This is a genomic window from Nodosilinea sp. LEGE 06152 (assembly GCF_015207525.1).
Taxonomy (GTDB): domain Bacteria; phylum Cyanobacteriota; class Cyanobacteriia; order Phormidesmidales; family Phormidesmidaceae; genus Nodosilinea.
The window spans coordinates 241,203-264,574 of the sequence record NZ_JADEWR010000011.1 but is presented as its reverse complement, the minus strand read 5'-3'; the positions used below and the strand labels follow the sequence as shown (position 1 = coordinate 264,574).

General features: G+C 58.6%; 17 protein-coding genes, 1 other RNA gene and 1 pseudogene. 15 read left to right on the top strand and 4 right to left on the bottom strand.

Annotated features, from left to right (window positions below; translation table 11 throughout):
• Window positions 1–26 precede the first annotated feature (26 nt).
• From IQ265_RS16620 to IQ265_RS16580, 9 genes and pseudogenes are all read left to right on the top strand, one after another.
• Window positions 27–5,948, top strand: a pseudogene (locus IQ265_RS16620) (DNA-directed RNA polymerase subunit beta').
• Between the two features lie 248 nt (window positions 5,949–6,196).
• Window positions 6,197–6,574: RNase P RNA component class A (gene rnpB / locus IQ265_RS16615), an RNA gene on the top strand.
• 21 nt (window positions 6,575–6,595) lie between these two features.
• Entirely contained in the window at window positions 6,596–7,318 is a 723-nt protein-coding gene (gene rnc, locus IQ265_RS16610) for a ribonuclease III (RefSeq protein ID WP_194055595.1), read from the top strand.
• Window positions 7,293–8,369 carry a Gfo/Idh/MocA family oxidoreductase gene (locus IQ265_RS16605; RefSeq protein ID WP_194055593.1) on the top strand — a complete coding sequence of 359 codons (1,077 nt, stop codon included), beginning with the start codon at window positions 7,293–7,295 and terminating at the stop codon, window positions 8,367–8,369. Before rnc ends, IQ265_RS16605 begins: the two co-directional genes overlap by 26 nt.
• A gap of 309 nt (window positions 8,370–8,678) precedes the next feature.
• Window positions 8,679–9,023 carry a hypothetical protein gene (locus tag IQ265_RS16600; protein WP_194055592.1) on the top strand — a complete coding sequence of 115 codons (345 nt, stop codon included), beginning with the start codon at window positions 8,679–8,681 and terminating at the stop codon, window positions 9,021–9,023.
• Window positions 9,024–9,139: 116 nt separating this feature from the next.
• A complete protein-coding gene (locus IQ265_RS16595; protein WP_194055591.1) occupies window positions 9,140–9,784 on the top strand; it encodes a hypothetical protein in 645 nt (214 codons plus the stop codon).
• Between the two features lie 449 nt (window positions 9,785–10,233).
• Entirely contained in the window at window positions 10,234–10,848 is a 615-nt protein-coding gene (locus IQ265_RS16590) for a fasciclin domain-containing protein (RefSeq protein WP_228037983.1), read from the top strand.
• Window positions 10,849–11,259: 411 nt separating this feature from the next.
• A complete protein-coding gene (locus tag IQ265_RS16585; RefSeq protein ID WP_194055590.1) occupies window positions 11,260–11,904 on the top strand; it encodes a response regulator transcription factor in 645 nt (214 codons plus the stop codon).
• Window positions 11,905–11,982: 78 nt separating this feature from the next.
• Window positions 11,983–13,209 carry a glutathione S-transferase family protein gene (locus IQ265_RS16580; protein WP_194055589.1) on the top strand — a complete coding sequence of 409 codons (1,227 nt, stop codon included), beginning with the start codon at window positions 11,983–11,985 and terminating at the stop codon, window positions 13,207–13,209.
• A gap of 125 nt (window positions 13,210–13,334) precedes the next feature.
• On the opposite strand, the gene mutL is transcribed toward IQ265_RS16580, so the two are convergent.
• The gene (gene mutL, locus IQ265_RS16575; protein WP_194055588.1) at window positions 13,335–15,068 is read right to left on the bottom strand and encodes a DNA mismatch repair endonuclease MutL; all 1,734 of its coding nucleotides are present in this window, start codon (window positions 15,066–15,068) and stop codon (window positions 13,335–13,337) included.
• Window positions 15,069–15,515: 447 nt separating this feature from the next.
• Here mutL and IQ265_RS16570 point away from each other — a divergent pair, with 447 nt between their 5' ends.
• The 3 genes from IQ265_RS16570 to IQ265_RS16560 all read left to right on the top strand — a co-directional run bounded on the left by IQ265_RS16570 (window position 15,516) and on the right by IQ265_RS16560 (window position 17,280).
• Entirely contained in the window at window positions 15,516–15,896 is a 381-nt protein-coding gene (locus IQ265_RS16570; RefSeq protein WP_194055587.1) for a rhodanese-like domain-containing protein, read from the top strand.
• A gap of 32 nt (window positions 15,897–15,928) precedes the next feature.
• Window positions 15,929–16,942 (top strand): 7,8-didemethyl-8-hydroxy-5-deazariboflavin synthase subunit CofG, encoded by a 1,014-nt coding sequence (cofG, locus tag IQ265_RS16565; protein WP_194055586.1) that lies wholly within the window; start codon window positions 15,929–15,931, stop codon window positions 16,940–16,942.
• Between the two features lie 119 nt (window positions 16,943–17,061).
• Window positions 17,062–17,280: a hypothetical protein gene (locus IQ265_RS16560; RefSeq protein WP_194055584.1), complete on the top strand. Its 219-nt coding sequence runs from the start codon at window positions 17,062–17,064 to the stop codon at window positions 17,278–17,280.
• Window positions 17,281–17,383: 103 nt separating this feature from the next.
• Here the strand turns inward: IQ265_RS16560 and mazG are convergent, their stop codons facing one another.
• Window positions 17,384–18,244, bottom strand: coding sequence for a nucleoside triphosphate pyrophosphohydrolase (mazG, locus tag IQ265_RS16555; protein ID WP_194055582.1), 861 nt, complete (start codon window positions 18,242–18,244; stop codon window positions 17,384–17,386).
• Window positions 18,245–19,206: 962 nt separating this feature from the next.
• Between mazG and IQ265_RS16550 the strand changes: the two genes are divergently transcribed.
• Window positions 19,207–19,512, top strand: a complete 306-nt coding sequence (locus tag IQ265_RS16550) for a hypothetical protein (protein ID WP_194055573.1) — start codon at window positions 19,207–19,209, stop codon at window positions 19,510–19,512.
• Window positions 19,513–19,644: 132 nt separating this feature from the next.
• Here IQ265_RS16550 and IQ265_RS16545 read toward each other — a convergent pair whose 3' ends face one another.
• Together IQ265_RS16545 and IQ265_RS16540 are read right to left on the bottom strand one after the other, a co-directional pair.
• Window positions 19,645–19,977, bottom strand: a complete 333-nt coding sequence (locus IQ265_RS16545) for a type II toxin-antitoxin system PemK/MazF family toxin (RefSeq protein ID WP_194055571.1) — start codon at window positions 19,975–19,977, stop codon at window positions 19,645–19,647.
• A 2-nt stretch (window positions 19,978–19,979) separates the two neighbouring features.
• Window positions 19,980–20,198 (bottom strand): hypothetical protein, encoded by a 219-nt coding sequence (locus IQ265_RS16540; RefSeq protein WP_194055569.1) that lies wholly within the window; start codon window positions 20,196–20,198, stop codon window positions 19,980–19,982.
• Window positions 20,199–20,618: 420 nt separating this feature from the next.
• Between IQ265_RS16540 and IQ265_RS16535 the strand changes: the two genes are divergently transcribed.
• Window positions 20,619–21,821, top strand: a complete 1,203-nt coding sequence (locus tag IQ265_RS16535) for an argininosuccinate synthase (RefSeq protein ID WP_194055567.1) — start codon at window positions 20,619–20,621, stop codon at window positions 21,819–21,821.
• A 277-nt stretch (window positions 21,822–22,098) separates the two neighbouring features.
• Window positions 22,099–23,229 (top strand): SLBB domain-containing protein, encoded by a 1,131-nt coding sequence (locus tag IQ265_RS16530; protein WP_194055565.1) that lies wholly within the window; start codon window positions 22,099–22,101, stop codon window positions 23,227–23,229.
• The last annotated feature ends 143 nt before the right edge of the window (window positions 23,230–23,372 follow it).

Genomic DNA, 23,372 nt, shown 5'->3' with positions numbered 1-23,372 from the left:
GCGCCCTTTCAAGGAAAACACCCAGCATGGCCAAGTTAGAACAACGGTTTGACTACGTCAAAATCGGCCTCGCCTCCCCAGAACGGATTCGCCAGTGGGGAGAGCGCACCCTGCCAAACGGGCAAATCGTGGGCGAAGTGACCAAGCCCGAAACGATTAACTACCGCACCCTTAAGCCTGAGATGGACGGGCTATTCTGCGAGCGCATCTTTGGCCCCGCTAAAGACTGGGAGTGCCACTGTGGTAAGTACAAGCGGGTGCGCCACCGGGGTATTGTGTGCGAGCGCTGCGGCGTGGAGGTGACCGAGTCGCGGGTGCGCCGTCACCGGATGGGCTACATCAAGCTGGCCGCCCCGGTGGCCCACGTGTGGTACCTGAAGGGGATCCCCAGCTATATCGCTATTTTGCTCGACATGCCCCTGCGCGATGTAGAGCAGATCGTCTACTTCAATGCCTACGTGGTGCTTGACCCCGGCAACGCTGACAACCTCAGCTACAAGCAGCTGCTGACTGAGGACCAGTGGATTGAGATCGAAGACCAGCTCTACGACGAAGAAACCGAGTTGTCTGGCGTTGAGGTTGGCATTGGGGCCGAAGCCCTACAGCGCCTGCTGGAGGACCTGGAGCTAGAGACCACGGCGGAAAAGCTGCGGGAGGACATTGCCAACTCCAAAGGCCAGAAGCGGGCCAAGCTGATCAAGCGCCTGCGGGTGATTGACAACTTCATCGCCACTGGCTCCAAGACCGAGTGGATGGTGCTGGATGTGATCCCGGTGATTCCGCCCGACCTGCGGCCGATGGTGCAGCTCGACGGGGGGCGCTTTGCGACCTCTGACCTCAACGACCTCTACCGCCGGGTAATCAACCGCAACAATCGACTGGCTCGCCTGCAAGAGATTCTGGCTCCAGAAATCATTGTCCGCAACGAAAAGCGGATGCTGCAGGAGGCCGTAGATGCCCTGATCGACAACGGTCGTCGGGGCCGCACGGTGGTTGGGGCCAACAATCGGCCGCTGAAATCCCTCTCTGACATCATTGAGGGTAAGCAGGGACGTTTCCGGCAAAACCTCCTGGGCAAGCGGGTAGACTACTCGGGCCGTTCTGTGATCGTGGTCGGCCCCAAGCTGCAAATTCACCAGTGCGGGCTGCCCCGGGAGATGGCGATCGAGCTATTTCAGCCCTTTGTCATCCATCGGCTGATTCGTCAGGGTTTGGTCAACAACATCAAGGCGGCTAAGAAGCTGATTCAGCACAACGACCCCAGCGTATGGGACGTGCTGGAGGAGGTGATCGAAAGCCACCCCGTCATGCTAAACCGGGCTCCGACCCTGCACCGCCTGGGTATTCAAGCCTTTGAGCCGATTCTGGTGGAAGGGCGCGCGATTCAGCTGCACCCGCTGGTGTGCCCGGCCTTTAACGCCGACTTTGACGGTGACCAGATGGCCGTGCACGTGCCCCTATCGCTAGAGGCCCAGTCGGAAGCTCGTCTGCTGATGCTGGCCTCCAACAACGTGCTCTCGCCCGCAACGGGGCAGCCGATCATTACGCCTTCTCAGGATATGGTGTTGGGCTGCTACTACCTGACGGCGGAAAACCCCGACGCTACCAAGGGTGAAGGCCACTACTTCGCCAGCATGGAGGACGCCATTATGGCGTTTGAGCAGGGGCTGATTGATCTCCATGCCAAGGTATGGCTGCGGTTTGATGGGGAGGTTGAATCTGACCAGCCCAAGTCGACTGCTCCTGAGCGAATGGAGTCTGAGGATGGCACCATCACGGAGATCTACCCCGATCGCCGCGTGCGTCTAGACAGCGAGGGCAGCTTGATCTCTCAGTACATTAAGACCACACCGGGCCGCATTATCTACAACAAGGCGGTGCTCGACGCGATCGCGGGCTAGGGGCCACCACACCACCACAGCACGAACATCACAGGCACATTACAAAGGGCAAAACCTATGGCTGAGCAAGGGGCACCTCAATCGTCTCTGATTTTTCGGAACCGTATTATTGACAAAAAGCAGCTCAAGAAGCTGATCGCCTGGTCGTTCACCCAGCACGGCACCGCGCGTACCTCTCAGATGGCCGACCGCATTAAGGAGCTGGGCTTTAAGTACGCTACCCGGGCCGGGGTTTCCATTAGCGTGGAAGACCTCCAGGTACCGCAGGAGAAGAAGGGCATGCTAGCGGCTGCCGAAGAAGACATTCGCGTTACCGAAGAGCGCTACACCCGCGGCGAAATTACCGAAGTGGAGCGTCTGACCAAGGTAATCGACACCTGGAACGACACCAGCGAAGAGCTGAAAGACCAGGTGGTCAAAAACTTCAAAGAAAATAACCCGCTCAACTCGGTGTACATGATGGCCTTCTCTGGGGCTCGGGGGAACATCTCCCAGGTGCGCCAGCTGGTGGGCATGCGGGGTCTGATGGCTAACCCCCAGGGGGAGATCATCGACCTGCCTATCAAGACCAACTTCCGGGAGGGGTTGACCGTTACCGAGTACGTGATTTCCTCCTACGGTGCCCGTAAGGGTCTGGTGGATACCGCCCTACGGACGGCGGACTCGGGCTACCTGACCCGCCGTCTCGTCGACGTATCCCAGGACGTGATCATTCGTGAGCACGACTGCGGCACTGAGCGGGGTATTCCCTTGCGCAGTATGACCGACGGTGAGCGGGTGCTGATTCCTTTGGAAAACCGCCTGCTGGGCCGGGTGGTGGCTGAAGATGTCGTGCATCCCCAAAGCGGTGAGGTGCTGCTGGAGAAAGACCACCCCGTTTCTCCCGAAACTGCCGAAATGCTGGCTGAGGCTGGGGTTGAAGGGGTAGTGGTGCGATCGCCCCTTACCTGTGAGGCGACCCGTTCTGTCTGCCGCCTCTGCTACGGCTGGAGCCTGGCTCACTCAGAAATGGTCGATTTGGGCGAAGCCGTGGGCATCATTGCCGCCCAGTCTATCGGCGAGCCCGGCACTCAGATGACCATGCGGACCTTCCACACGGGTGGTACCTTCACAGGTGAAGTGGCACCCCGGATTCGGGCCACCAAAGACGGCACCGTGAAGCTGCCCAAAAACCTCAAGACCCGCGCCTTCCGCACCCGCTACGGCGAAGAAGCCCTCATGCTGGAGGCAAACGCCGACATTGTGATTGAAGGCACGGGTAAAAACAAAACCGAGTCTCTGCCTCAGGGCACGATTTTGTTTGTCAGCGATGGCGAGACGGTGCAAAAAGAGCAGCTGCTAGCCGAGCTGCCCTCCGCCGGACGCACCCGCAAGGTGACTGAGAAAGCTACCAAGGACGTGACCTCTGATCTGGCTGGGGAAGTGAAATTTGCTGGCCTCGTCCAGGAAGAAAAAACCGACCGTCAGGGCAACACTACTCGCCTAGCCCAGCGGGGTGGTCTGCTTTGGGTGCTGGCCGGCGACGTCTATAACCTGCCCCCCAGCGCTGAACCCGTGGTGCGCAACGGCGACTACGTCAACGCCGACGACACCCTGGCTGAAACCAAGCTCACCACTGAGCGAGGCGGTCTGGTGCGCCTGCCCGAAGCTGACGACGAGAAGGGCACCCGTGAGGTCGAAATCATCACCGCCTCGGTGATGCTAGACCAGGCTCAGGTTCGCAAAGAGCACGGCCAGGGCCGCGAGCACTACTTCATTGAGACCGCCCACGGTCAGCGCTTCTCCCTAATTGCCACCCCTGGGGCCAAGGTCACCAGCGGCCAGGTGATCGCTGAACTCGAAGACGATCGCTTCCACACCCAAACGGGCGGCATCGTCAAATTCTCTGGCGTCGACGTAGCCAAGAAGGGCAAAGGTAAGCAGGGCTACGAAGTGGTGCAGGGTGGCACCCTCCTGTGGATTCCTGAGGAAGCCCACGAGGTCAATAAAGACATCTCGCTGTTGATGGTAGAAGACGGTCAGTACCTGGAAGCGGGAACTGAGGTCGTCAAAGACATCTTCTGTCAAAACAGCGGCGTGGTCGAAGTGACTCAGAAGAACGACATTCTGCGCGAGATTCTGGTCAAACCCGGCGAAATTCACATGGTGGATGCGCCCGAGGACGTGATGGATCGCGATGGCACCCTGGTCAACGCTGGCGAAGAGGTCATGCCGGGCCTGGTGGCTGACGCGCTGCGCTACGTAGAGTATGTCGAAACTCCCGACGGCCCTGCTCTGCTGCTGCGCCCGGTGGAGGAGTACGTCGTTCCTAGCGAGCCCGCTGTGCCCAGCCAGGACAGTGCTGCCGATGCCGCTGGTTCGATCAAACTGCGCGCCGTTCAGCGCATTCCCTTCAAAGACGGGGAGCGGGTGAAGTCGGTGGATGGGGTTGAGCTACTGCGCACTCAGCTGGTGCTCGACATTGAAGACGAGTCACCCCACGTGGTCGCCGACATTGAGCTGGTGCCCGATGATCAAGATGCCGACCTGATGCGCCTGCAGATGGTGGTGCTTGAAACTCAGGTGATTCGTCGCGATGTCGTGGCTGACCAAACCCAGGGTAAAACCGTGACCCGCCTGCTGGTGGAAGACGGCCAGCAGATTGAGCCGGGAGCGGTGGTAGCCCGCACTGAGATTCGCTGTAAAGAATCGGGGGAAGTGCGCGGTATTCGCGAGGGACAAGAAGCCATTCGCCGAGTGCTGGTGGTTCGAGAGGCCGACCGGGTCAAAGTAGATCTCCAGGGCCAAGCTCCTACTGTAAAGGTGGGCGACCTCGTGGTGGCCAATACTGAGTTGGCTCCGGGCGTCAGCTACGAAGAATCAGGAGAAGTTACCGCCATTGAGGGTAGTCAGGTGTCCCTACGGCTGGCTCGCCCCTACCGGGTATCTACCGGCGCGGTTCTGCACATTGAAGATGGCGACCTGGTACAGCGGGGCGACAACCTGGTGCTGCTGGTGTTTGAACGGGCCAAGACCGGCGACATCATTCAGGGTTTACCCCGAATTGAAGAGCTGCTAGAGGCCCGCAAGCCGAAGGAAGCCTGTGTATTGTCCGAGCGCCCTGGCAATGCCCAGGTTGTCTATAGCGATGACGAAACCGTAGAGGTCAAAATCATCGAAGACGACGGCGTGGTCACGGAGTACCCGATTAGCCCTGGGCAAAACGTGCTGGTGTCCGATGGCCAGCGGGTTAGCACCGCTGAGCACCTGACCGACGGCCCGGCTAACCCGCACCAGATTCTGGAGGTGTTCTTTAAGTACAACCTCAGCCAGGGTATGGGTATTCACGATGCCGCTTTGGGAGCGTTAGAGAAGGTGCAGTCGTTCTTGGTGAACGAAGTGCAGTCGGTGTATCAGTCCCAGGGGATTGATATCTCTGACAAGCACACCGAGGTGATTGTGCGGCAGATGTCGTCGAAGTGCCGCATTGATGACGGTGGTGATACCACAATGCTGCCGGGTGAACTGGTCGAGATCTACCAGGTGGAGCAGGTGAATGAAGCGATGGCCATTACCGGCGGTGCTCCGGCGGAATATACCCCGGTGCTGCTGGGTATCACTAAGGCCTCGCTGAATACCGACAGCTTTATCTCGGCGGCTAGTTTCCAGGAGACTACTCGGGTCCTGACCGAGGCGGCGATCGAGGGCAAGTCTGACTGGCTGCGCGGCCTGAAGGAAAACGTCATTATCGGACGCTTAATTCCGGCCGGTACCGGGTACAACGCCTACGAGGAAACCCCGTCTCCAGAGCTTGACTCGGCCTATGAGTCGGCTATTTTGGACGACGACATGGTGCTGCAGGACGTGGTGTTGGATGACTTCACCGCCCGCAGCTACGATCTGGAGGGCAACCTCAGCATGCTCAATGACGACGAGATGATCGGCGGTATGTCCTTGGATGATGGCGGTACGCGTGGTGCGGCGGGCAACGGTGACCTGACGGCCCTCGGCAACGGCTCTGATCTAGACGACGATGACCTGCTGATTGACGATCAAACCGATCTCTAGGGCGATCGCCCTCAAGCCCCGGCGGAGCTAGCTCCGCCGGGGCTTTGTGTTTTCTAGCGTTACAGCGTTGAGGCGATGAGGACCAGGCGTGACGGCAGACCAAGGATTGATCGGGAATAGCGGATTCGCCCTTGCTTTGCTTCGGCCCAGTAGAAGCGCAGGATTGATGGGGCGAAGCAAAAGGTTGCTCGCCACGCTTCCTCTAACCGCAGCTTTCTTGACCCTGGGGTTTAAACTAGAGATAAGAGGGAGGTAGCGCAGGCGGTTGCGGACTGGTGTTTACCAGTCTGAGGAAAGTCCGGGCTCCCGAAAGACCAGACTTGCTGGGTAACGCCCAGTGCGGGCGACCGTGAGGAAAGTGCCACAGAAACATACCGCCGATGGCCCTAGGTCAATGACTTTAGGGCACAGGTAAGGGTGCAAGGGTGCGGTAAGAGCGCACCAGCAGCGTCGAGAGGTGCTGGCTCGGTAAACCCCGGTCGGGTGCAAGGTCAAGGGGCAAGGTTGGTCTTTTTCCGGCCCCGTCGTTGAGTGCCGCAAGAGGCGTTTGGCAACAAACGTCCCAGATAGATAACCGCCCCCCCGGTAACGGGGGAACAGAACCCGGCTTATGTCTACCTCCTTCCCCTCTACTCGCTCTACGAGTCGTGACTGAACTACCATTGTCGCGGCAACGGCAGCTTGAGCGCTGTGTGCAAAAGCTGGGATTGCCCGCCAGCCCTGATTTGACTTATCTGAACCAGGCGCTGACCCACAAGTCGGCGGATGCTCGCCACAACTATGAACAGCTTGAGCTGCTGGGGGACGCGGTACTGCGTTTAGCGGCGACAGAATGTCTGCAGGAGAGCTTTCCTAACGCCTCGGTGGGCGAACTGTCGGCGCTCCGGTCGGTGCTGGTTAGCGATCGCAGCTTGGCTCAACTGGCCCAGGATCTGGGGCTATCCCCCTACCTGCTTCTTGGCCCCGGCATGAACGCTGGCCCCACTCACCTGGCTGATGCCCTAGAAGCCGTAGTCGCCGTGCTGTATCTAGAAACCCACGATCTGAAGCTGGTGCGAGCCTGGCTAGACGACTCGCTACGTCAAAGGGCGATCGCGGTGCACCAAGACCCGGCCAGGCAAAACTACAAAGTTGCCCTGCAAGAACTTACCCAGGCCCACAGCAAAGCCCTGCCCACTTACCGCACCGCCGAGCAGCGCCCCGTAGACGGCGACCCCCAGCGGTATCAATCAACTGTCTGGTTTCGGGAAACCTGTTGGGGAACTGGCTACGGCCCCACCAAAAAGCAGGCCGAGCAGGCGGCGGCCGCCGCCGCCTACGATCGCCTTCGCCAAACCCTTATCCATGACCAACCCTCTGGTTCGCCCTGATCGATCTGCCCCCGGTCTAGCTCCCCTCAAGCTGGCTATTTTTGGCCTGGGCCGCTGGGGTACCCACCTGCTGCGCAACTTTCTCGCGCTGCCCGAAGCCAGGGTGGTAGCCCTGGTAGATCCCGATCGCCAGCGGCTGCACGACCTGTGCGATCGCTTTAGTTTGGCGGGCAGCGTGGCCTGCTACGACACCTGGACTGAGGCCATCGCCCATCTGGGGCTGGAGGCAGCGGTAATTGCTACCCCCGCCAGCACCCACTACCCTATGATTAAAGCCGCCCTAGAGCAAGGGCTGCACGTGCTGAGCGAAAAACCCCTCACCTTAGAGCACGGAACCAGTGCCGCCCTGAGCCAGCTAGCGGTAGCCCAGCGGCGACAGCTGATGGTTGACCACACCTACCTGTTCCACCCGGCGGTGCAGCGCGGGCGGGACCTCTGCCCAGAACTGGGCACGCTGCGCTACGGCTACGCGGCCCGCACCAATCTCGGCCCTGTGCGTCCCGATGCCGATGCCTTTTGGGATTTGGCCATTCACGATATTTCAATTCTCAACCACTGGCTAGGGGCGCAGCCCACCGCCGTTGCCGCCTGGGGCCAGGCGTGGCTGCAGCCCCAGCCCCAGGAAAACTTTACCTCGGGGTTGAGTGATGCGGGCTGGCTGCGGTTGATCTATGACCGGGGCGATCGCCCCCATCCTCTAGAGGCCATGGTTCATGTTAGCTGGGCCAACCCTGACAAGCAGCGGCGACTGGCGCTGGTGGGCGATCGCGGTACCCTGGTGCTCGACGAAAGCCCTCAAGCGAGCCCGCTAACCCTACATCGAGGGCAATTTCAGACCCAGTCGTTCCCCTTTGTACCCATGGGGTCCCAGACCGAAGCGATCGCGATCGCCTCGGTTGAGCCCCTAGGCGAAATGTGCCGTCACTTTCTCCAGTGCGTCGCCGCAAATCAGCCTTCACCCATCTCCTCAGGGCAAATGGCAACTGATCTAGTTAAGGTCATGGTCGCTGTTGCCGCTGCCGCTGAAACCGGCGAAACCACCACCGTCTAGAGGCGGAGGAGCAGTACCCTGCCCGAATGGGCAACCCATCGAAGGTAACCAAAACTTTCGTCGCCTTGCCCTGGTAGTTCTACCGAGGGATGGGCAACCTACATCGACGGGCCGATGTAGGCCACGTTACGTGCAGGTTACTTTGTATACGCTGCTTCATGAACCTGAAACTTCATGAACCCTAAATTAAGCTTGCTTTGACGATCTAACTTGACGGGTTATACCTAAAAAAACTCGTCGCCTTTCTGTCAGGGCCAAGGGTTTGAGTTCCTGGTTGTCGGCCATTATTCACCCTCACACACCCGAACTATGAACTACTCCTACTGGATCGCGGCGACAGCCGTTATAGGTATTTGCGGTGCGCCTATACAGGCCATGGCCGCCCCCCAAGACCTGCAAACGACTCCTATGACTATGGCCGATGCTTTGGCGGTTGAAAGTCACAGCCAAGACAGCCTCGATCGCCTGGCTGGCGAAGTGGGCCAGCGGGTTGGCCCCCAGGAGGGCGGCGGCATTGGCGAACTGGCCGAGTCGCTGCAAATGCCCTTCCTCAACGACTTGGTAGACGAGTCTGGAGAGCTTAACCTGCCCCTTGGACTCACCGTTTACGATGCCATGGGCACTACATCAGTTGGGTTTGGCTCTAAGTTTTAGCCCTAGCCTATCGCTGCTTAGGCTGGTGCGCTCCGCTCCAGGGTAGCCTTAGACCGCAACATCAAGTTATTCCCCAGCCCGGTATACTACCAGGGAAGGAAAGAGGGATACCGGGTTTGGGAGTCGATCTTCGCAGCTATGTTTACATCGATAATCTTCAGCCCCAGCATGCGGCCTACATGGGCACTGTATCGCTGGGGTTTTTGCCGCTGCCGGGCGATGCATCCCTTTGGATAGAAATCTCCCCCGGCATTGAGATCAACCGCATTCTCGACATTGGTCTCAAAGCGGCAGTAGTGCGCCCGGGCACGCTAATTGTGGAACGCCTCTACGGACTGCTTGAAATTCACGCTAGCAACCAGGGTGAAGTGCATGCCGCAGGCGGGGCCATGCTTTCGGCTCTGGGGGTATCTTCCTATCGCGAGCGGCTCAAGCCTCGCATCATCTCCAGTCAAGTTATTCGCAACCTAGACTCGCACCACGTGCAGCTCATCAATCGCACTCGCCGGGGCAATATGATCGTTGCGGGTCAAACCCTCTACGTGTTTGAGGTGGAGCCTGCGGCCTACGCCTCTCTAGCGGCCAACGAAGCCGAAAAAGCCGCCCTGATCAACATCCTGCAAATTAGTTCAGTGGGCAGTTTCGGTCGACTCTACCTGGGAGGCGAAGAACGCGACATTCTGGCCGCTCAGCAGGCGGTGCTGGCGGCGATGGAAGCTGTTCCGGGGCGCGAACAGAACGCTACCCAGCGCAACGAGTAGAGCTAAAAACTATAGCCATCGCCAGAACGATTAGAACATTCCATGTACCCTCTGAGGCAATGGCTATACGCCATGGTGCTGTCCCAGCGTTTGCCATTGAAGGCGGCCGATGTCCTAAACGCAATGGCCATCCATAATTTCATGCCCTGTAATGTCAGCCACGTTCACCATTCTTTACGGGGCTGATTTTGAAATAGGCTGACTGCAGCCTGGGGGCGGCAGGGGGTGTTAAATCTGGTTTTGGGCTGCTGGGCTTGCAGGTTTACTTACCCTACCTGCTATTTATTTGGCTGTAAAAAATTCATTTTTGACAATTTGGGGAACGAATGGGTTCTATCTTTGGATAGATAGTCGCCTCTTTCCTCCGTGTTACAACTCTTCAGGTCTGGTTAAGCAATGTAAAGTTGTTTTGCCAGTTAGTTTCAAACCCTGTTAGGACGTAACTCCACATGACTCCGAACACTCTGCGTATTGCACTCGGTCTACTGCTGTTTGGCGCTGCCCCCCTGGCTGTCACCGCCTTTCCTCAGCAGGCTGTCTCCGATACCCATATGTCTCAAGTTGAGGAGCCCGCTGCGGCTGAAGAGCCCACTGAGGTTGGCCAACCTGGTGCTGAGGAGCTGACCGAGGTCGAGCAGCCTACGGCCGCTACAGAGCAGTCGATCGCAGAAATTGCGGCTGGTGACGAAAACTTCGAAATTTTGACCGCTGCAATTGAAGCGGCTGGCTTGACCGAAGCCCTGAGCAACCCGGAACTCTCTGTAACCGTCTTTGCCCCCACTGATGAAGCGTTTGAGGCACTGCCCGAGGGTACTCTCGACACCCTGCTGCTGCCTGAGAACCGCGACCAGCTAGCCCAAATTTTGAGCTATCACGTCTTGGATGGTGAAGTGCTCTCGACCGATCTGGCCTCTGGGGAAGTCGATACCCTGGCCGGTGCTCCTATTACGGTGGTGGTGAGCGAGGAAGCGGTCACTATCAACGAAGCGAACGTTGTAGCTACCGATATCGAAGCTAGCAATGGCGTTATCCACGTTATTGACTCGGTGCTGCTGCCCATGTAGTTCTCTACAGCTAGGCAGGCTCAGGTCTTTCTCAAGGCTCTGGGGTGGTGATTGACTGGCCTCATTCTCCCAAGAACCGTTGAGCTAGCGTTGCAAGCGGTCGTCCTAATTTTCAGGGCGACCGTTTGTGTGGAAAGACGGCAGGAGGAGATTTGAAGGGTGCTTTTTGGGCTAAACCGGGCGGCTGGGTGCGATCGCCTCAGAGCTGGTCCTAGAGCATCCACACTGATGTGAGTTTGTTGAAGTATCATCAGCAGTAGGAGCAAGGCTTTGATTCACCCCAGGAGGGCGCAGCTTAAAAGAGTAGGTGCTGCCTCACCAGTGTGATTATACGGAGCTATTGAGGGCATACTTTGCTCCAGGGGCATACTTAGGTTTTAACGGCAGACTAATCGCAGTGATTGTCAGAGCATGAAGGATTCCAATCCCGGTGACCAGAAGCAGCTTCTGTTAATTGACGACGACCCCAACTTGATTTTGTTAGTCAAGGACTATCTGGAGTTCCGAGGCTATGAAGTTAAAACAGCGGGCAACGGTCGAGAAGCGCTCGACATGCTGGAAGACACTATTCCAGACATGATCATCTGTGATGTCATGATGCCCGAAATGGATGGGCATGCCTTTGTGCGCAACGTACGCGAAAACCCGGCTACCGAGTGGATTCCAATTCTATTTTTGTCGGCCAAAGGGCAGAGCCAGGACCGGGTCAAGGGTTTAAACACTGGTGCCGATGTCTACATGGTCAAACCCTTTGAGCCAGAAGAACTGGTGGCTCAGGTCGAGTCTTCGCTGAAGCAGGCGTCGCGGTTGATCAAGCAGCAGATCAAAGGTGGCGGCAGCCCGGCCATTCAGGTGCCGTTTGACGTGGAGCTGACCCCAACCGAGCTGCGGGTGGTGCAGTTTGTGGCTCGGGGTATGGCCAACCGCGAAATCGCCAACGAGCTTCAGGTTAGCCAGCGCACCATTGAGAGCCACGTCAGCAACATGCTGGGCAAGACCGGCCTCAACAACCGCACCGAACTGGCGCGCTGGGCGATCGAGAACAATAAGGCTTAGAAAGGGTTTAAGGTACAGGGTGTGAGGTTTAAGGAATTGTCTTGAACCTTAAACCGTGAACCCTAAACCTCCCCTCCTATGACCTCTGCCCCCCTAAGCTGGTCAGCCTTAGAAGAGCTGGCCGATTTCTCGATCGACTACGTCAATGGCCCTACCAACGCCCAGTCTCGACTGCGGCTGTTTGGCCAGCCCGAAAGCGCTGTGCGGGTAACCCTCTACCGCGACAACCACGCCTGGTGTCCCTACTGCCAAAAAGTGTGGCTGTGGCTAGAAGAAAAGCAGGTGCCCTACCGAATCGAAAAGGTCACCATGTTTTGCTACGGCGAAAAGGAGGCCTGGTACAAGCGCAAGGTGCCCTCGGGAATGCTGCCAGCCCTGGAGCTAGACGGGCGGATGATTACCGAGAGCGACGACATTTTGCTGGCGCTAGAAAATGCTTTTGGCCCTTTGGTTTGGGGCATGAAAGACCCGCAGGTGGTGCCCCTGCGCCAGCTAGAGCGGCTGTTGTTTCGGGCCTGGTGTATGTGGCTGTGTCAGCCCGCGCGATTCGCGGAGCGATCCGTTCCGGAATCGCCTGGGGCAGACCAGCGGGCGGGCGACCAGTTTGTGGGTGTGGTGCAGCGGGTAGAGCAGGCCCTGGCCAGCACCCCTGGGCCATTCTTTTTGCCGGAGTTTAGCACCGCCGACATTGTGTTTGTGCCCTACGTGGAGCGCATGAATGCCAGCCTGTATTACTACAAAGGCTACTCGCTGCGCGAAGAGAATCCACGCCTGGGAGCCTGGTTTGATGGGCTAGAGAGCCGCCCTACCTATCGCGGCACCCAGAGCGATTTTCACACCCACGTGCACGACCTGCCGCCGCAGATGGGCGGCTGCTACGAGAATGATTTGCCCCAGACGCGCCAGAACCAGGCCCAGGTAGATCGCGGTCCCTGGTTTGGTCTACCCGATGTGGCTTACCCCGAGCCAGAGACCGCGCGGGTGGAGGCGCTAGCTCGCGTAGTGAAGCATTGGCAGAACATTGTGAAGGTGAATCCGGCGGCTAAAGAGGTGATCGACCCGGCTCTGCGCTGCGCATTGACGCATTTGATGACGGGGGACGTGTGTGAGCCGCCTGCCGGATCAGATCTGGGGTTGCGGTACCTGCGCGATCGCATCAACGTGCCCCGCGATATGTCGATCTACGCCGCCAAGCGCCTGCGCGAAGCTCTGGAGACTACCGCTGCTCTGGCGGGGGATGCCCAACCCGAGCCGCTGCCGATCCGCCATCGCCGCGATCAAGATCCAGCCAACTTTGCTGCATAGGCGCAAAGAAACCGGGTTTCTCTAAAGAAACCCGGTTTCTCTACTTACAGCTACAGACACCTGGCGCTTGCCCAGCAGAAACCGGGTTTCTGTCTCCCTCAGCAGAAACCGGGTTTCTGTCTCCCTCAAATGCCGTGGCTTTTGCCCACCACCCAGCTGCGCCGGAAGAAGCGGGCCAGACTGGTTTCGCTCAGCGTCAGGCAAATGGGTCTGCCGTGAGGACAGGTGCGGGGCTGGCGGGTCTGCTGCCAGTCGTCCAGCAGAGTTTGCATCGTAGAGACATCCATCGGGGTGCCGTTGCGAATGGCGGTGCGGCAGGCGATCGCCACCTGAGCCGTATCCAGGTTGCCGCCCAGGCTGAGTTCGAGCAGGGCGTCGGGTAGGTCGTCGCGATCGCCCAAGGGTGCGGGCACCTGCCGAATCGCCCAGCGATTTGGCCCAAACTCCTCCGGCGCTAATTCCAGCCTTTGAAATTGCTCCAGCTGTTTTTCCGTTAGCCCTTCCAATACCACTGGCGTTGTCAGCGGTACCAGCCGCCACCGATCTTGCAGCCGTTCGTAGAGCACCCGCTCGTGGGCGATGTGCTGCTCGATTAGACACAGCCCGTCGGTTTGCTCGGCCAAAATGTAGCGATCGTGAACTTGCGCGATCGCCCGCAGACGGCCGGGGCGATCGCGGTAGGGTAGGGTGTCCGACAGGCTGCTGGCCGACAGGTCGTCCGCTGGGCCGTAGGCACCCCCCGGTTCGGCTGTCTTGAGCAACTGCGTCACCCGCTGCTGCTGATTGGCGTCGGGCAGACTGCTCCCCTGCTGGCCTAAAAGAGCCTCAATGTGGCTTTGGCAAAGGGTCACCCAGCGATCGAGCTGGTGCAGGTAGAGGGTGCTCTTATCGGGGCGGCGGTTCCAGTCGATGTCGCTGGGGGCGGCGGTCAGGTGGACAAAGGCTAGCGGGTAGCGGTGGCGGGGCAGGGTGTGGCGAAAGGCTTGCAGAATGCCCTGCTCTAGCTCAGGCACCGTCACCAGTCGCCCGTTCACCGCCACTTTGACCCAGTCGGGGCGGGGGCGATGGCAGCGATCGGGCAGGCCGATTAGGCCATAAACTCCTGTAGCCAGGTCGATGTCTGAAGTTGAGGGAACCGCCTGCCAGCCCTCATGCAGATCGACTTCAGCGATTGCACGCACCATTTGCGGCACCAGCCCCCGAGCGGTGGGGCTGGGGGTGAGGGCGAGCCAGGGGCGATCGTTGAGCTGGGCCGTCCAAGTAATGGTGGGGTGGGCCAGAGCACAGTGATGAATCACCCGCTGCACCTGGGTGAGCTGGCGCGGAATGGCGGGCAGACGTTGGCGACGGGCGGGCCAGCGATCGAACAGGTTGGTTAGGGTAACAACGCTGCCGGGGGCCATCGCCACCGGAGTTGTGGCCAGCGGTTCCCCCTGAGCCGAATAGGTGACTCGCCAGCCCGACTCATTGCCAGAGGGGCGACTGCAAATCTCCAGCTGGCTCACCTGGGCCAGGCTGTGCAGAGCTTCGCCCCGAAAGCCTAGACTCTGCACCTGCCACAGATCGGCCTGGGTGCGAATTTTGCTAGTGCTGTGGGGAATAGCGGCCTGGTGAAGATTGTCTAGGCCCATCGCAATGCCGTTGTCGGCTACCTGCACCCGCCCCTGCTCAGGCCAGAGGGCTACGGTAATGTGGGTGGCCCCAGCATCGAGGGCGTTTTCGACCAGTTCGCGCACCGCTGCGGCCAGCGAGTCAATTACCTCTCCGGCAGCAATGCTGTGGACTACTTCCCCAGGCAGCGGTTGAATGGGGCGGCTGGGGTCGGTGTGGGGTGAGTCGACAACAGGAATGGGGGCCATTCTCCAAGAACAACTCTCCCAATGCTACTGCGAGAAGACCAGACCAGTACAAAGGATCGAGGAGGTTGTAAAGGCGGAGGCGCGACTAGAACCAATCCCCTGCCGGTGCTAACCAACTCATACTGAATCCGCCTTGGCTACCCCGACTGGGCTGGGCAAACGCCATTTGCCCCTACGCAGGCCACTCGTTTGCAACCGGGGTTATGCGATTCGGATTAAGTATCAAGCGTGGGGCAGAATGCTCGATTGCTTTGCTAAAAAATCGCAGCAGCAAAAAAATCGCAAAAATCGCGTTCAGAGCTTTTTTTTAGGCAATTGATTGAATTTGTTCAATCAATTTGAGCGAGTTGAGGGGCAGTTTTGTCTATACGCCGCTACAAAAGTTTGCCGGACCTATTAAGGTTTGTTACATTGCAGGGGAACGCCTTCCTCAGGATCCTCCTCACCATGAATCGCTTCTTTGGCCTCCTGCCCAAGCCTTCTCCCCTGCGGCCCAAGTCGCGTGTATACGATCTGAAAGAGCGGCTTGACTGGGGGGAACCAGCGCTGACTATTATCGACGTGCGCGATCGCGACGACTTCAACCACAGCCACATCACGGGTGCGATTTCCATTCCCGTTGACTCGCTGCTGGATACAGCGGCCCAGTGCTTTGAGGTCACCCGCGACCTCTATATTTATAGCAACACCGACGATGAGGCCGCTGCGGTAGCCGAGCAGCTGCGGGCCGCCGGCTTTTCACGGGTGGCTATTGTGCGCGGCGGGGTCGCCGCCTGGAAGGCCGCTGGCTTTCCAGTAGAGGTCATCTGCAGCGGTAGCCTAAGCTGATCTAGACATGCGGTGAGGGCAGCGGCAGGGCTATGGAGCAGGCAACAGGTGTTGAAGAGGATAGTAGTCAGCGCTCGGCGATAGTGCAGCCGCCCAGGTTGGTAACCTACAGCTTTGCCCACACCCTGGTGCCCACCTACGAGTGCTTTAACCGCTGCACCTACTGCAACTTTCGAGCTGAACCGGGGCGATCGCCCTGGCTCAGCCTCAGTGACCTAGCGCAGCAGCTGCCCCTGCTGCGTCAGAGAGGCGTATGTGAGGTGCTGGTGCTCAGCGGCGAAGTCGCCCCTGGCAGCCCCCGCCGCGCCGACTGGCTGCACCACATTCGGCAGATTTGCGAGCTAGCCTTAGAAGCTGGGCTGCTGCCTCACACCAACGCTGGCCCCCTCAATCGAGCCGAGATGGCGCAGCTGCGCGAGGTCAACGTCTCGATGGGGCTAATGGTGGAGCAGGTGACGCCCAAGCTGTTGGAGACAGTGCACCGTCACGCCCCCAGCAAGCGCCCCGAGGTGCGCCTAAACCAGCTCATTCAGGCAGGCGAACTGAGCATTCCTTTTACTACCGGGCTGCTGCTGGGGCTGGGGGAAACAGAGGCCGACTGGGTAGAGTCGCTGGGGGCGATCGCCACCATTCACCACCACTACGGCCATATTCAAGAGGTCATTTTGCAGCCCCATAGCCCCGGTCAACGCCAGCTACAGCCCGGTATGGCGCTGAGTGAGCTTGCCTTGATCAGGGCCGTGCAGCTGGCCAAAGACCACCTACCGCCGGAGATTGCCATTCAAATTCCGCCAAATTTGGTTAGCCCGGCTGGGCTGCTGGCTTGCCTAGAGGCGGGTGCTCGCGACCTGGGCGGCCTCAGCCCTATCGATGAAGTCAACCCTGACTACGACCACCCCACGCCAGAATCGCTGAGAGACGCGATCGCCCCCGCTGGTTGGCAGCTCCGGCCCCGCTTGCCGGTGTACCCTCAATACGACCCCTGGCTACCCACGCCGCTGCGGTCTTTGGTTAAAACCTGGCGCAACTCACTCACCAACCTTTGAATTCAGCAACTCACTCCCTTCGACTCCGCTCAGGGAGCGCCTCCTTCGACTTCGCTCAGGGAACGCTACCCATCCACGCCTACAGGGTAAAATCCTCACAAGTCAACTGAGGTAAACCCATGCCTGCTCCCCAAACCTGCCCCGTCTGCGGCGTCAAAATTTTGGTGGGGATTGTGGGGGGCGATCGCGTCCTATTTTCCGCTGGCCCGCCGGGCACCCGTGCCCGACTCTACGCCCGCGTCTGTCGCTACGTTGACAAGCCCGGCTGCATCAACAAAGACGGCGGCAGCCAGTCCGCTAGCCCCAACGACTACTACAAGCCTGATGCGCCGCGATAGGTCTGCGATGGGGTTATTTTGGCGTTGCTGAATGGTGGGCAGTGCCTACCCTACCGTAGGGTGGGCACTGCCCACCACTCACCTAAGCTTCAATCTTAATGTTCTAGTTCTGAGGCTTGGCCAGCTGCGCCTTCGCCTTTTGCCACAGCGCCTCTAGCTCTTCAATGCCATACTCGCCTAGGGGCTTCTCTGCTACCGATTCTACCAGCTCAAAGCGCTTGATAAACCGACGGTTGGTGCTTTGCAGCGCCTCGGAGGGGTCGAGGTCGTACCAGCGGGCCAAATTTACCAGGGTAAACAACAGGTCGCCCAGCTCCGCCTGCTGATTTTCTTTGGGTTCATTCGCCAAAGCTTCGCGAAACTCGTCCAGCTCTTCGTGAAACTTATCCCACACGCCGTCGATATCCTCCCACTCAAACCCGGCCTTGGCGGCTTTGACGGAGATTTTGCTGGCGGCCATCAGCGGCGGCAGGGTGCGGCTGTACTTGACTAGCTTGGGGGTGAGCCTGTGCGGTTCGTGGGGAATGCCCTTCTCTGCGGCCTTGATGCGATCCCAGTTCTGGCTCACTTCTTCGGGAGTTTCGCCCGTCGCATCGCCGAAAATATGGGGATGGCGGCGCACCAGCTTGTCGGCAATGCCGGTGGCCACGGTGCCCAGGTCGAAGTCGCCGCTGTCGCTGGCTACCTGGGCCTGGAGCACCACCTGAAGCAGCAGGTCGCCGAGTTCTTCTGCGATCGCATCCTTCTCCCCCACCTGAATGGCATCGACCACCTCATAGGCTTCTTCGATCACGTAGGGAATCAGGCTGGTGGGGGTTTGGGCTAAGTCCCACGGGCACCCGGTTTCGGGGTGGCGCAACTGGGCGATCACGTCAATTAGGCGCTCCAGGGCGGCGAGAATGGCGGCGCGATGGGGAGAAGATAGGTCTTGGGGAGTGCCGGACGAGGAGGGCGCAGAAACCATAGCAAAACTGCGTTGACGACAACCCTCATAGCATGGCAGCAAATTGCAGCGGCGGGTATATCAACTACTACTGTGCACCCGCTCTCTTGCGTATGCCCCCAGACTTGGGTGAACGTTGCAGCGGGTTGTAACGAGTTCTGACATAACAGACGTGATGCAGGGTATGTCCGAAGCGTTTGCATCAATAACAGCAGCATTGTGCACCGCATAAGTAAGCGTGCAGCGGGTGACTATTCGAAGTTGCTCTATGACAGAAGCATTGCGTATTGAACAGGTAAGCGTGCAGCGGGCTACTATTCGAAGTTGCTCTATGACAGAAGCATTGTGTATTGACAATTTAAAGAATTGCGCGATCGCAGCAGCATTGTCGCGCCGCAACTTAAGATGTTGTCGCCTGACAATCGCATGTTGCGCGATCGCATCAAAGCATTGCAGTCTGACAATCGAATGTTGCGCAATCGCACTAAAGGATCGCGTCGCTGCACTAAAGGTGCAACGGCTGAACGCAGCGCTGCACGGCTGCATATCAAAGGTGTCGCGAATGAATACACCCCTCCCCCTGGTGCCCTCGCTCCGCCTGGGCACCCTGGTTTTGCAGCTTTGCCGCTTACTTTAGGAGACAGAGCCTCCGGCAAACATTCCCATGCAGAGCATTGAAACGAGGAAGCCGTGAATACTGAACTGACATTCCATGCTCTGTAGCGATTTTGACTTGATTTAGGGGGTTGAATAGGGTACGTTACTGAGCTATGGCTGTGTGCGTGCAGTCTGAGCTTCCCAAAAATTTGGTCAAACGCCACTGGAAGGTGCTACCAACACCAACCAGCGGCTAACCCCTTCAACAGGTAGTAGCTGTCTCGGAGGCTAGGGCTATTATTGCCCAGGCCGTCCTGAACTGCACCAGTTTAGGGCGGCCAAATTTTTGGGATTCCTTACTCGTCGTTAAAAGGAATCCCTGAACTATGTTGTGTTTTACCCGCCAAGATCCCCGGTTTCTCGAAGAAACCGGGGATGCGAATCCCCTGCGCCTTGCAAACCCTAGCCCCCAGCCAGGGCGCGAGCGATTGCGCCATTTGGTGATTGGCTCGCCCGAGGGGGTACGGGCCACCATCAACCTGCTGCATGTGCTGACCTACGCCGACCAGGCCACCTGGAGCCAGTTGGTGATAGTGCCGCGATCGGGAATTTTGATTACCCCAGAGCAAGGCGAAGTGTTTAGCCTGCTGAGGCGCGATACTCATAGAGTGGTCATAGAGGATCAGCGCTAGCTCTCGACCGGTACCGGGTGCTTTGCAATGCTTCAAGTCAGTTTTGCCAGTCTGATAGGCACCCGGTACCTAATCTAACGTTGCCAGGTTCTCGCGGCAGCGCGCTGTCAGGGGTGCTCGACCCCTAGCTGGCTATGGGCTTAGACTCCACAGCGCGTTGAGAACGCTCCTAACTTTGGCCCAATCCTGGGCTGAAAGATGTCCTAAATAGCGACTAACCGTCCCTTTCTCTAACGTTGCAAGCTTGTGCAGCCGCACTACTGAAGGCAGCAACAAACCCGCTTCAGCTTGATCTGAAAGAGCAACATCAAACGCTGTTGTGTAGAGTTGACTGGTAATTCTGGCCAACACAATATCTGGATCGCCAGTATTTAGCAGAACCAGGGCTGGGCGTTGTTTTTGACGAATGCCGTCAGTAAAGGGAAACGCCAGCAGAACAACATCCCCCGGCTCATAGGTGGTCATCGCTACAGCGTGTCGTAGATGGCATCGGCATCGCTGTAGCCCGCCAAAAACTGTTCAGCCGCCATTGCCTGCCATTCGGCGTTTTCCTCATCTTCGGGAGTGTCTTGCACGAGCACAATAACTCTAACGGCGTGATGCCCAGCCAATTGCGCCAGGGCAGACTCTGGCAGTTTGAGTTGCCCATCAGCCATCACCTCTCCGGCAAATTCATAGGCTTTCATCGCTGTTTACCTCCAGCTATTGAGTCAAAAACGCTCAGCTACTTCCCGCCCTCCAGGTACCGGGTGCCTTGGCAACACCTCAAGTTAGTTTTGCCAGTTTGATAGGCACCCGGTACCTAATCTAACGTTGCCAGGTTCTCTCGGCAGCGCAACGTCCAGGGGTGCTCGGCCCCTAGTTTTGGCTCGAGGATGGCGAGGGCTCGCTGGTAGAACGATCGCTGTTGTCATAACCCTGCGCCGCATGTCATCAGATCTTGCTAAACCGCCGTAGTGCAGGGCGGGCAACACCATATAAGATAGCCATGGCCAGATTGCCAGAGCCTCACTATACCTATACAGAAGTTGAGCTGTGGTAAGTTTGGCGGGTCGTCCTGCCGGGACGACGGTTGACTACCCCCATTATCGGAAAGCAGGTTGCCCATGGGTCGCGCAGAGAAAGTTGTTCTAGCCTATTCCGGTGGCGTGGATACCACCGTGTGTATTCCTTACTTGATGAATGAGTGGGGTGTAAAAGAGGTGATTACCCTCGCCGCTGACCTGGGCCAGGGCGACGAGCTAGAGCCGATTCGCCTCAAGGCGCTCAATGCCGGGGTAAAAGAGTCGCTGGTGGCTGACCTGACCGAAGAATTTATTAAAGACTACGCTTTTCCCGCCATTCAGGCCAATGCCCTGTACGAAAACCGCTATCCCCTCTCCACCGCCCTGGCCCGCCCGCTGATTGCCAAGGCGCTGGTCGAGGCCGCCGATCGCTACGGGGCCGATGCCGTGGCCCACGGCTGCACCGGCAAGGGCAACGACCAGGTGCGCTTTGACGTGGCGATCGCCGCCCTCAACCCCAACCTCAAGGTGCTCGCCCCCGCCCGCGAGTGGGGCATGGGCCGCGAGGAAACCATTGCTTACGGCGAAAAAACGGGCCTTGAGTTTCCGGTGAAAAAATCTAGCCCATATTCCATCGATCGCAACCTGCTGGGCCGCAGCATTGAGGCCGGGCCGCTCGAAAACCCCATGACCGAGCCGCTGGAAGAAGTCTTTTTGATGACGGAGGCGATCGAAAACACCCCCAACGAGCCCGAGTACGTCGAGATTGGCTTTACTAAGGGGTTGCCCACCCACCTCAACGGTCAGGCGGTGGGGCCGGTAGAGCTGATTACGCAGCTGAATGCGATCGCGGGTCGCCACGGCGTGGGCCGCATCGACATGATCGAAAACCGCCTTGTGGGCATCAAATCGCGCGAAATCTATGAGGCCCCCGCCCTGCTGGTGCTAATCGACGCCCACCGCGACCTGGAAAGCCTGACCCTGACCGCCGATGTGACCCAGTACAAGCGCGGCATCGAAGAAACCTATAGCCGCCTAGTGTACAACGGCCTCTGGTACAGCCCGCTGAAGCTGGCGCTCGATGCCTTCATTCAGCAGACCCAGGAGCGGGTGACGGGCACCGTGCGGGTGAAGCTGTTTAAGGGCAACTGCCGAGTGGTGGGTCGCCAGTCTGACCTGGCCCTGTACAGCGAAGCGCTAGCCACCTACAGCTCCGACGACCAGTTTGACCACCGCGCCGCCGAAGGGTTTATCTATGTATGGGGGTTGCCCACGCGGGTGTGGTCTGAAAAGCTGCGGGGGTAGCGCTGCTTTATCTGATCTTCATGCCCATCGTGGCTAGATTTGGTAAAACCTTAGGAACAGTCGCTAGAGCTATGCGTCGATTACCCGTATTAGTCTCTGTCACCGTATCTGGTCACCACCCCTTGCCCCTAGCCACGTTTCCCCTATAAACGTAAACCTTTACAAACTACGGAGGCTAAACTCGAGCTAAGTGATCAAGATCGGCTATCGCGGTGCTGTTGTGACATTTAGTGTGTAACGTTCATGGGGTTGCCCAGACAGCCTAAGGAAGCCAATGATGAACCGCCTCTGTCTGCTCAGTTGGAGCCTGGGAACCCTGGTTTTAACGCTGACGCTAGGGCACAGCCATGGGCTTGCCCAAGGCCAACCTCTCCCCCTGACTAACGACAACGAAACAGCGGCCCCGAGGCCGCGTCTGCCCAACATTCTCGCCCCAGAGCCTGAAGCCCGCTTCCCCGAAGCCTACGTGCTGGGGCCGGGCGATCGCATCCGTATCGACATCTTTAATATCCCCGAGTTTAGCGGCCCCGAAAATGGCGTTCACGAGGTGCTGGTTGACGGCACCCTGGCTCTCCCTATGGCTGGTACGGTGGATGTGCAGGGTCTCACCCTGGCCGAGGCCCAGGCGGCGCTAACTGCCAGCTATGCCCCCCTGCTGACGCGACCGCCCCAGCTCACCGTGACGCTGCTGTCGGCCCGTCCGGTGCGGGTAGTGGTGGCGGGCGAGGTCAACCGCCCCGGCACCTACACCATCGACCTCGAAGCCGAAACCAGCGGCGGCGGCGGCTCCACGGCTGGCCGTCAGTGGCCTACCCTGACCCAGGTGATTCAGGAAGCGGGGGGCATTACCCAGCAGGCCAACATCAAAGACATTCAGGTGCGGCGATCGCAACTACAGGGCGAGGCCGTAATCACCACCAGTCTGTGGGACTTGATTCGCACCGGCGATATTAGCCAGGATATTCGCCTGCGCGATGGCGACACGATTGTCATTCCTAAGGCGGTAGCTATTTCGCCCGAGGAGTCAGTAGCGGTTTCGAGCGCGAATTTTTCACCCGCCGAGATGCCGGTGCAGGTGGTGGGCGAAGTGGCCAGCCCCGGTGGCGTCACCCTGCCCGCCAACGCCACGTTAAACCAGGCCATTTTAGCCGCCGGAGGGTTTGAGAGCAGCCGTGCCCAAACCTCCACGGTGCAGCTGGTGCGGCTTAACCCTGACGGCAGCGTTGACCAGCGCACAGTCGAGGTCAACCTGGCCGCCGCCGCCAACGACACGACCAACCCCATTTTGCGCCCCAACGACGTGGTGATTGTAGATCGCAACTTCGCCGCCGCCACTGGCGATACCCTGGGCCTTTTGCTGCGACCGTTTACCTCGCTAACCACTGTTCTGCGACTTTTAGGGTTTTAGGTAGGTTTGAACCCCCGCACCCCTGCCGCTAACAGCGGCTGTTTAGTCAGGACCACTACTAGATAAGGCTTCTTTCAGCTAGACCTCAATCAGGTCGGATTTTGAGTTTTGAGTTATAAGTTTATGACTTCTTGGGAGTACTC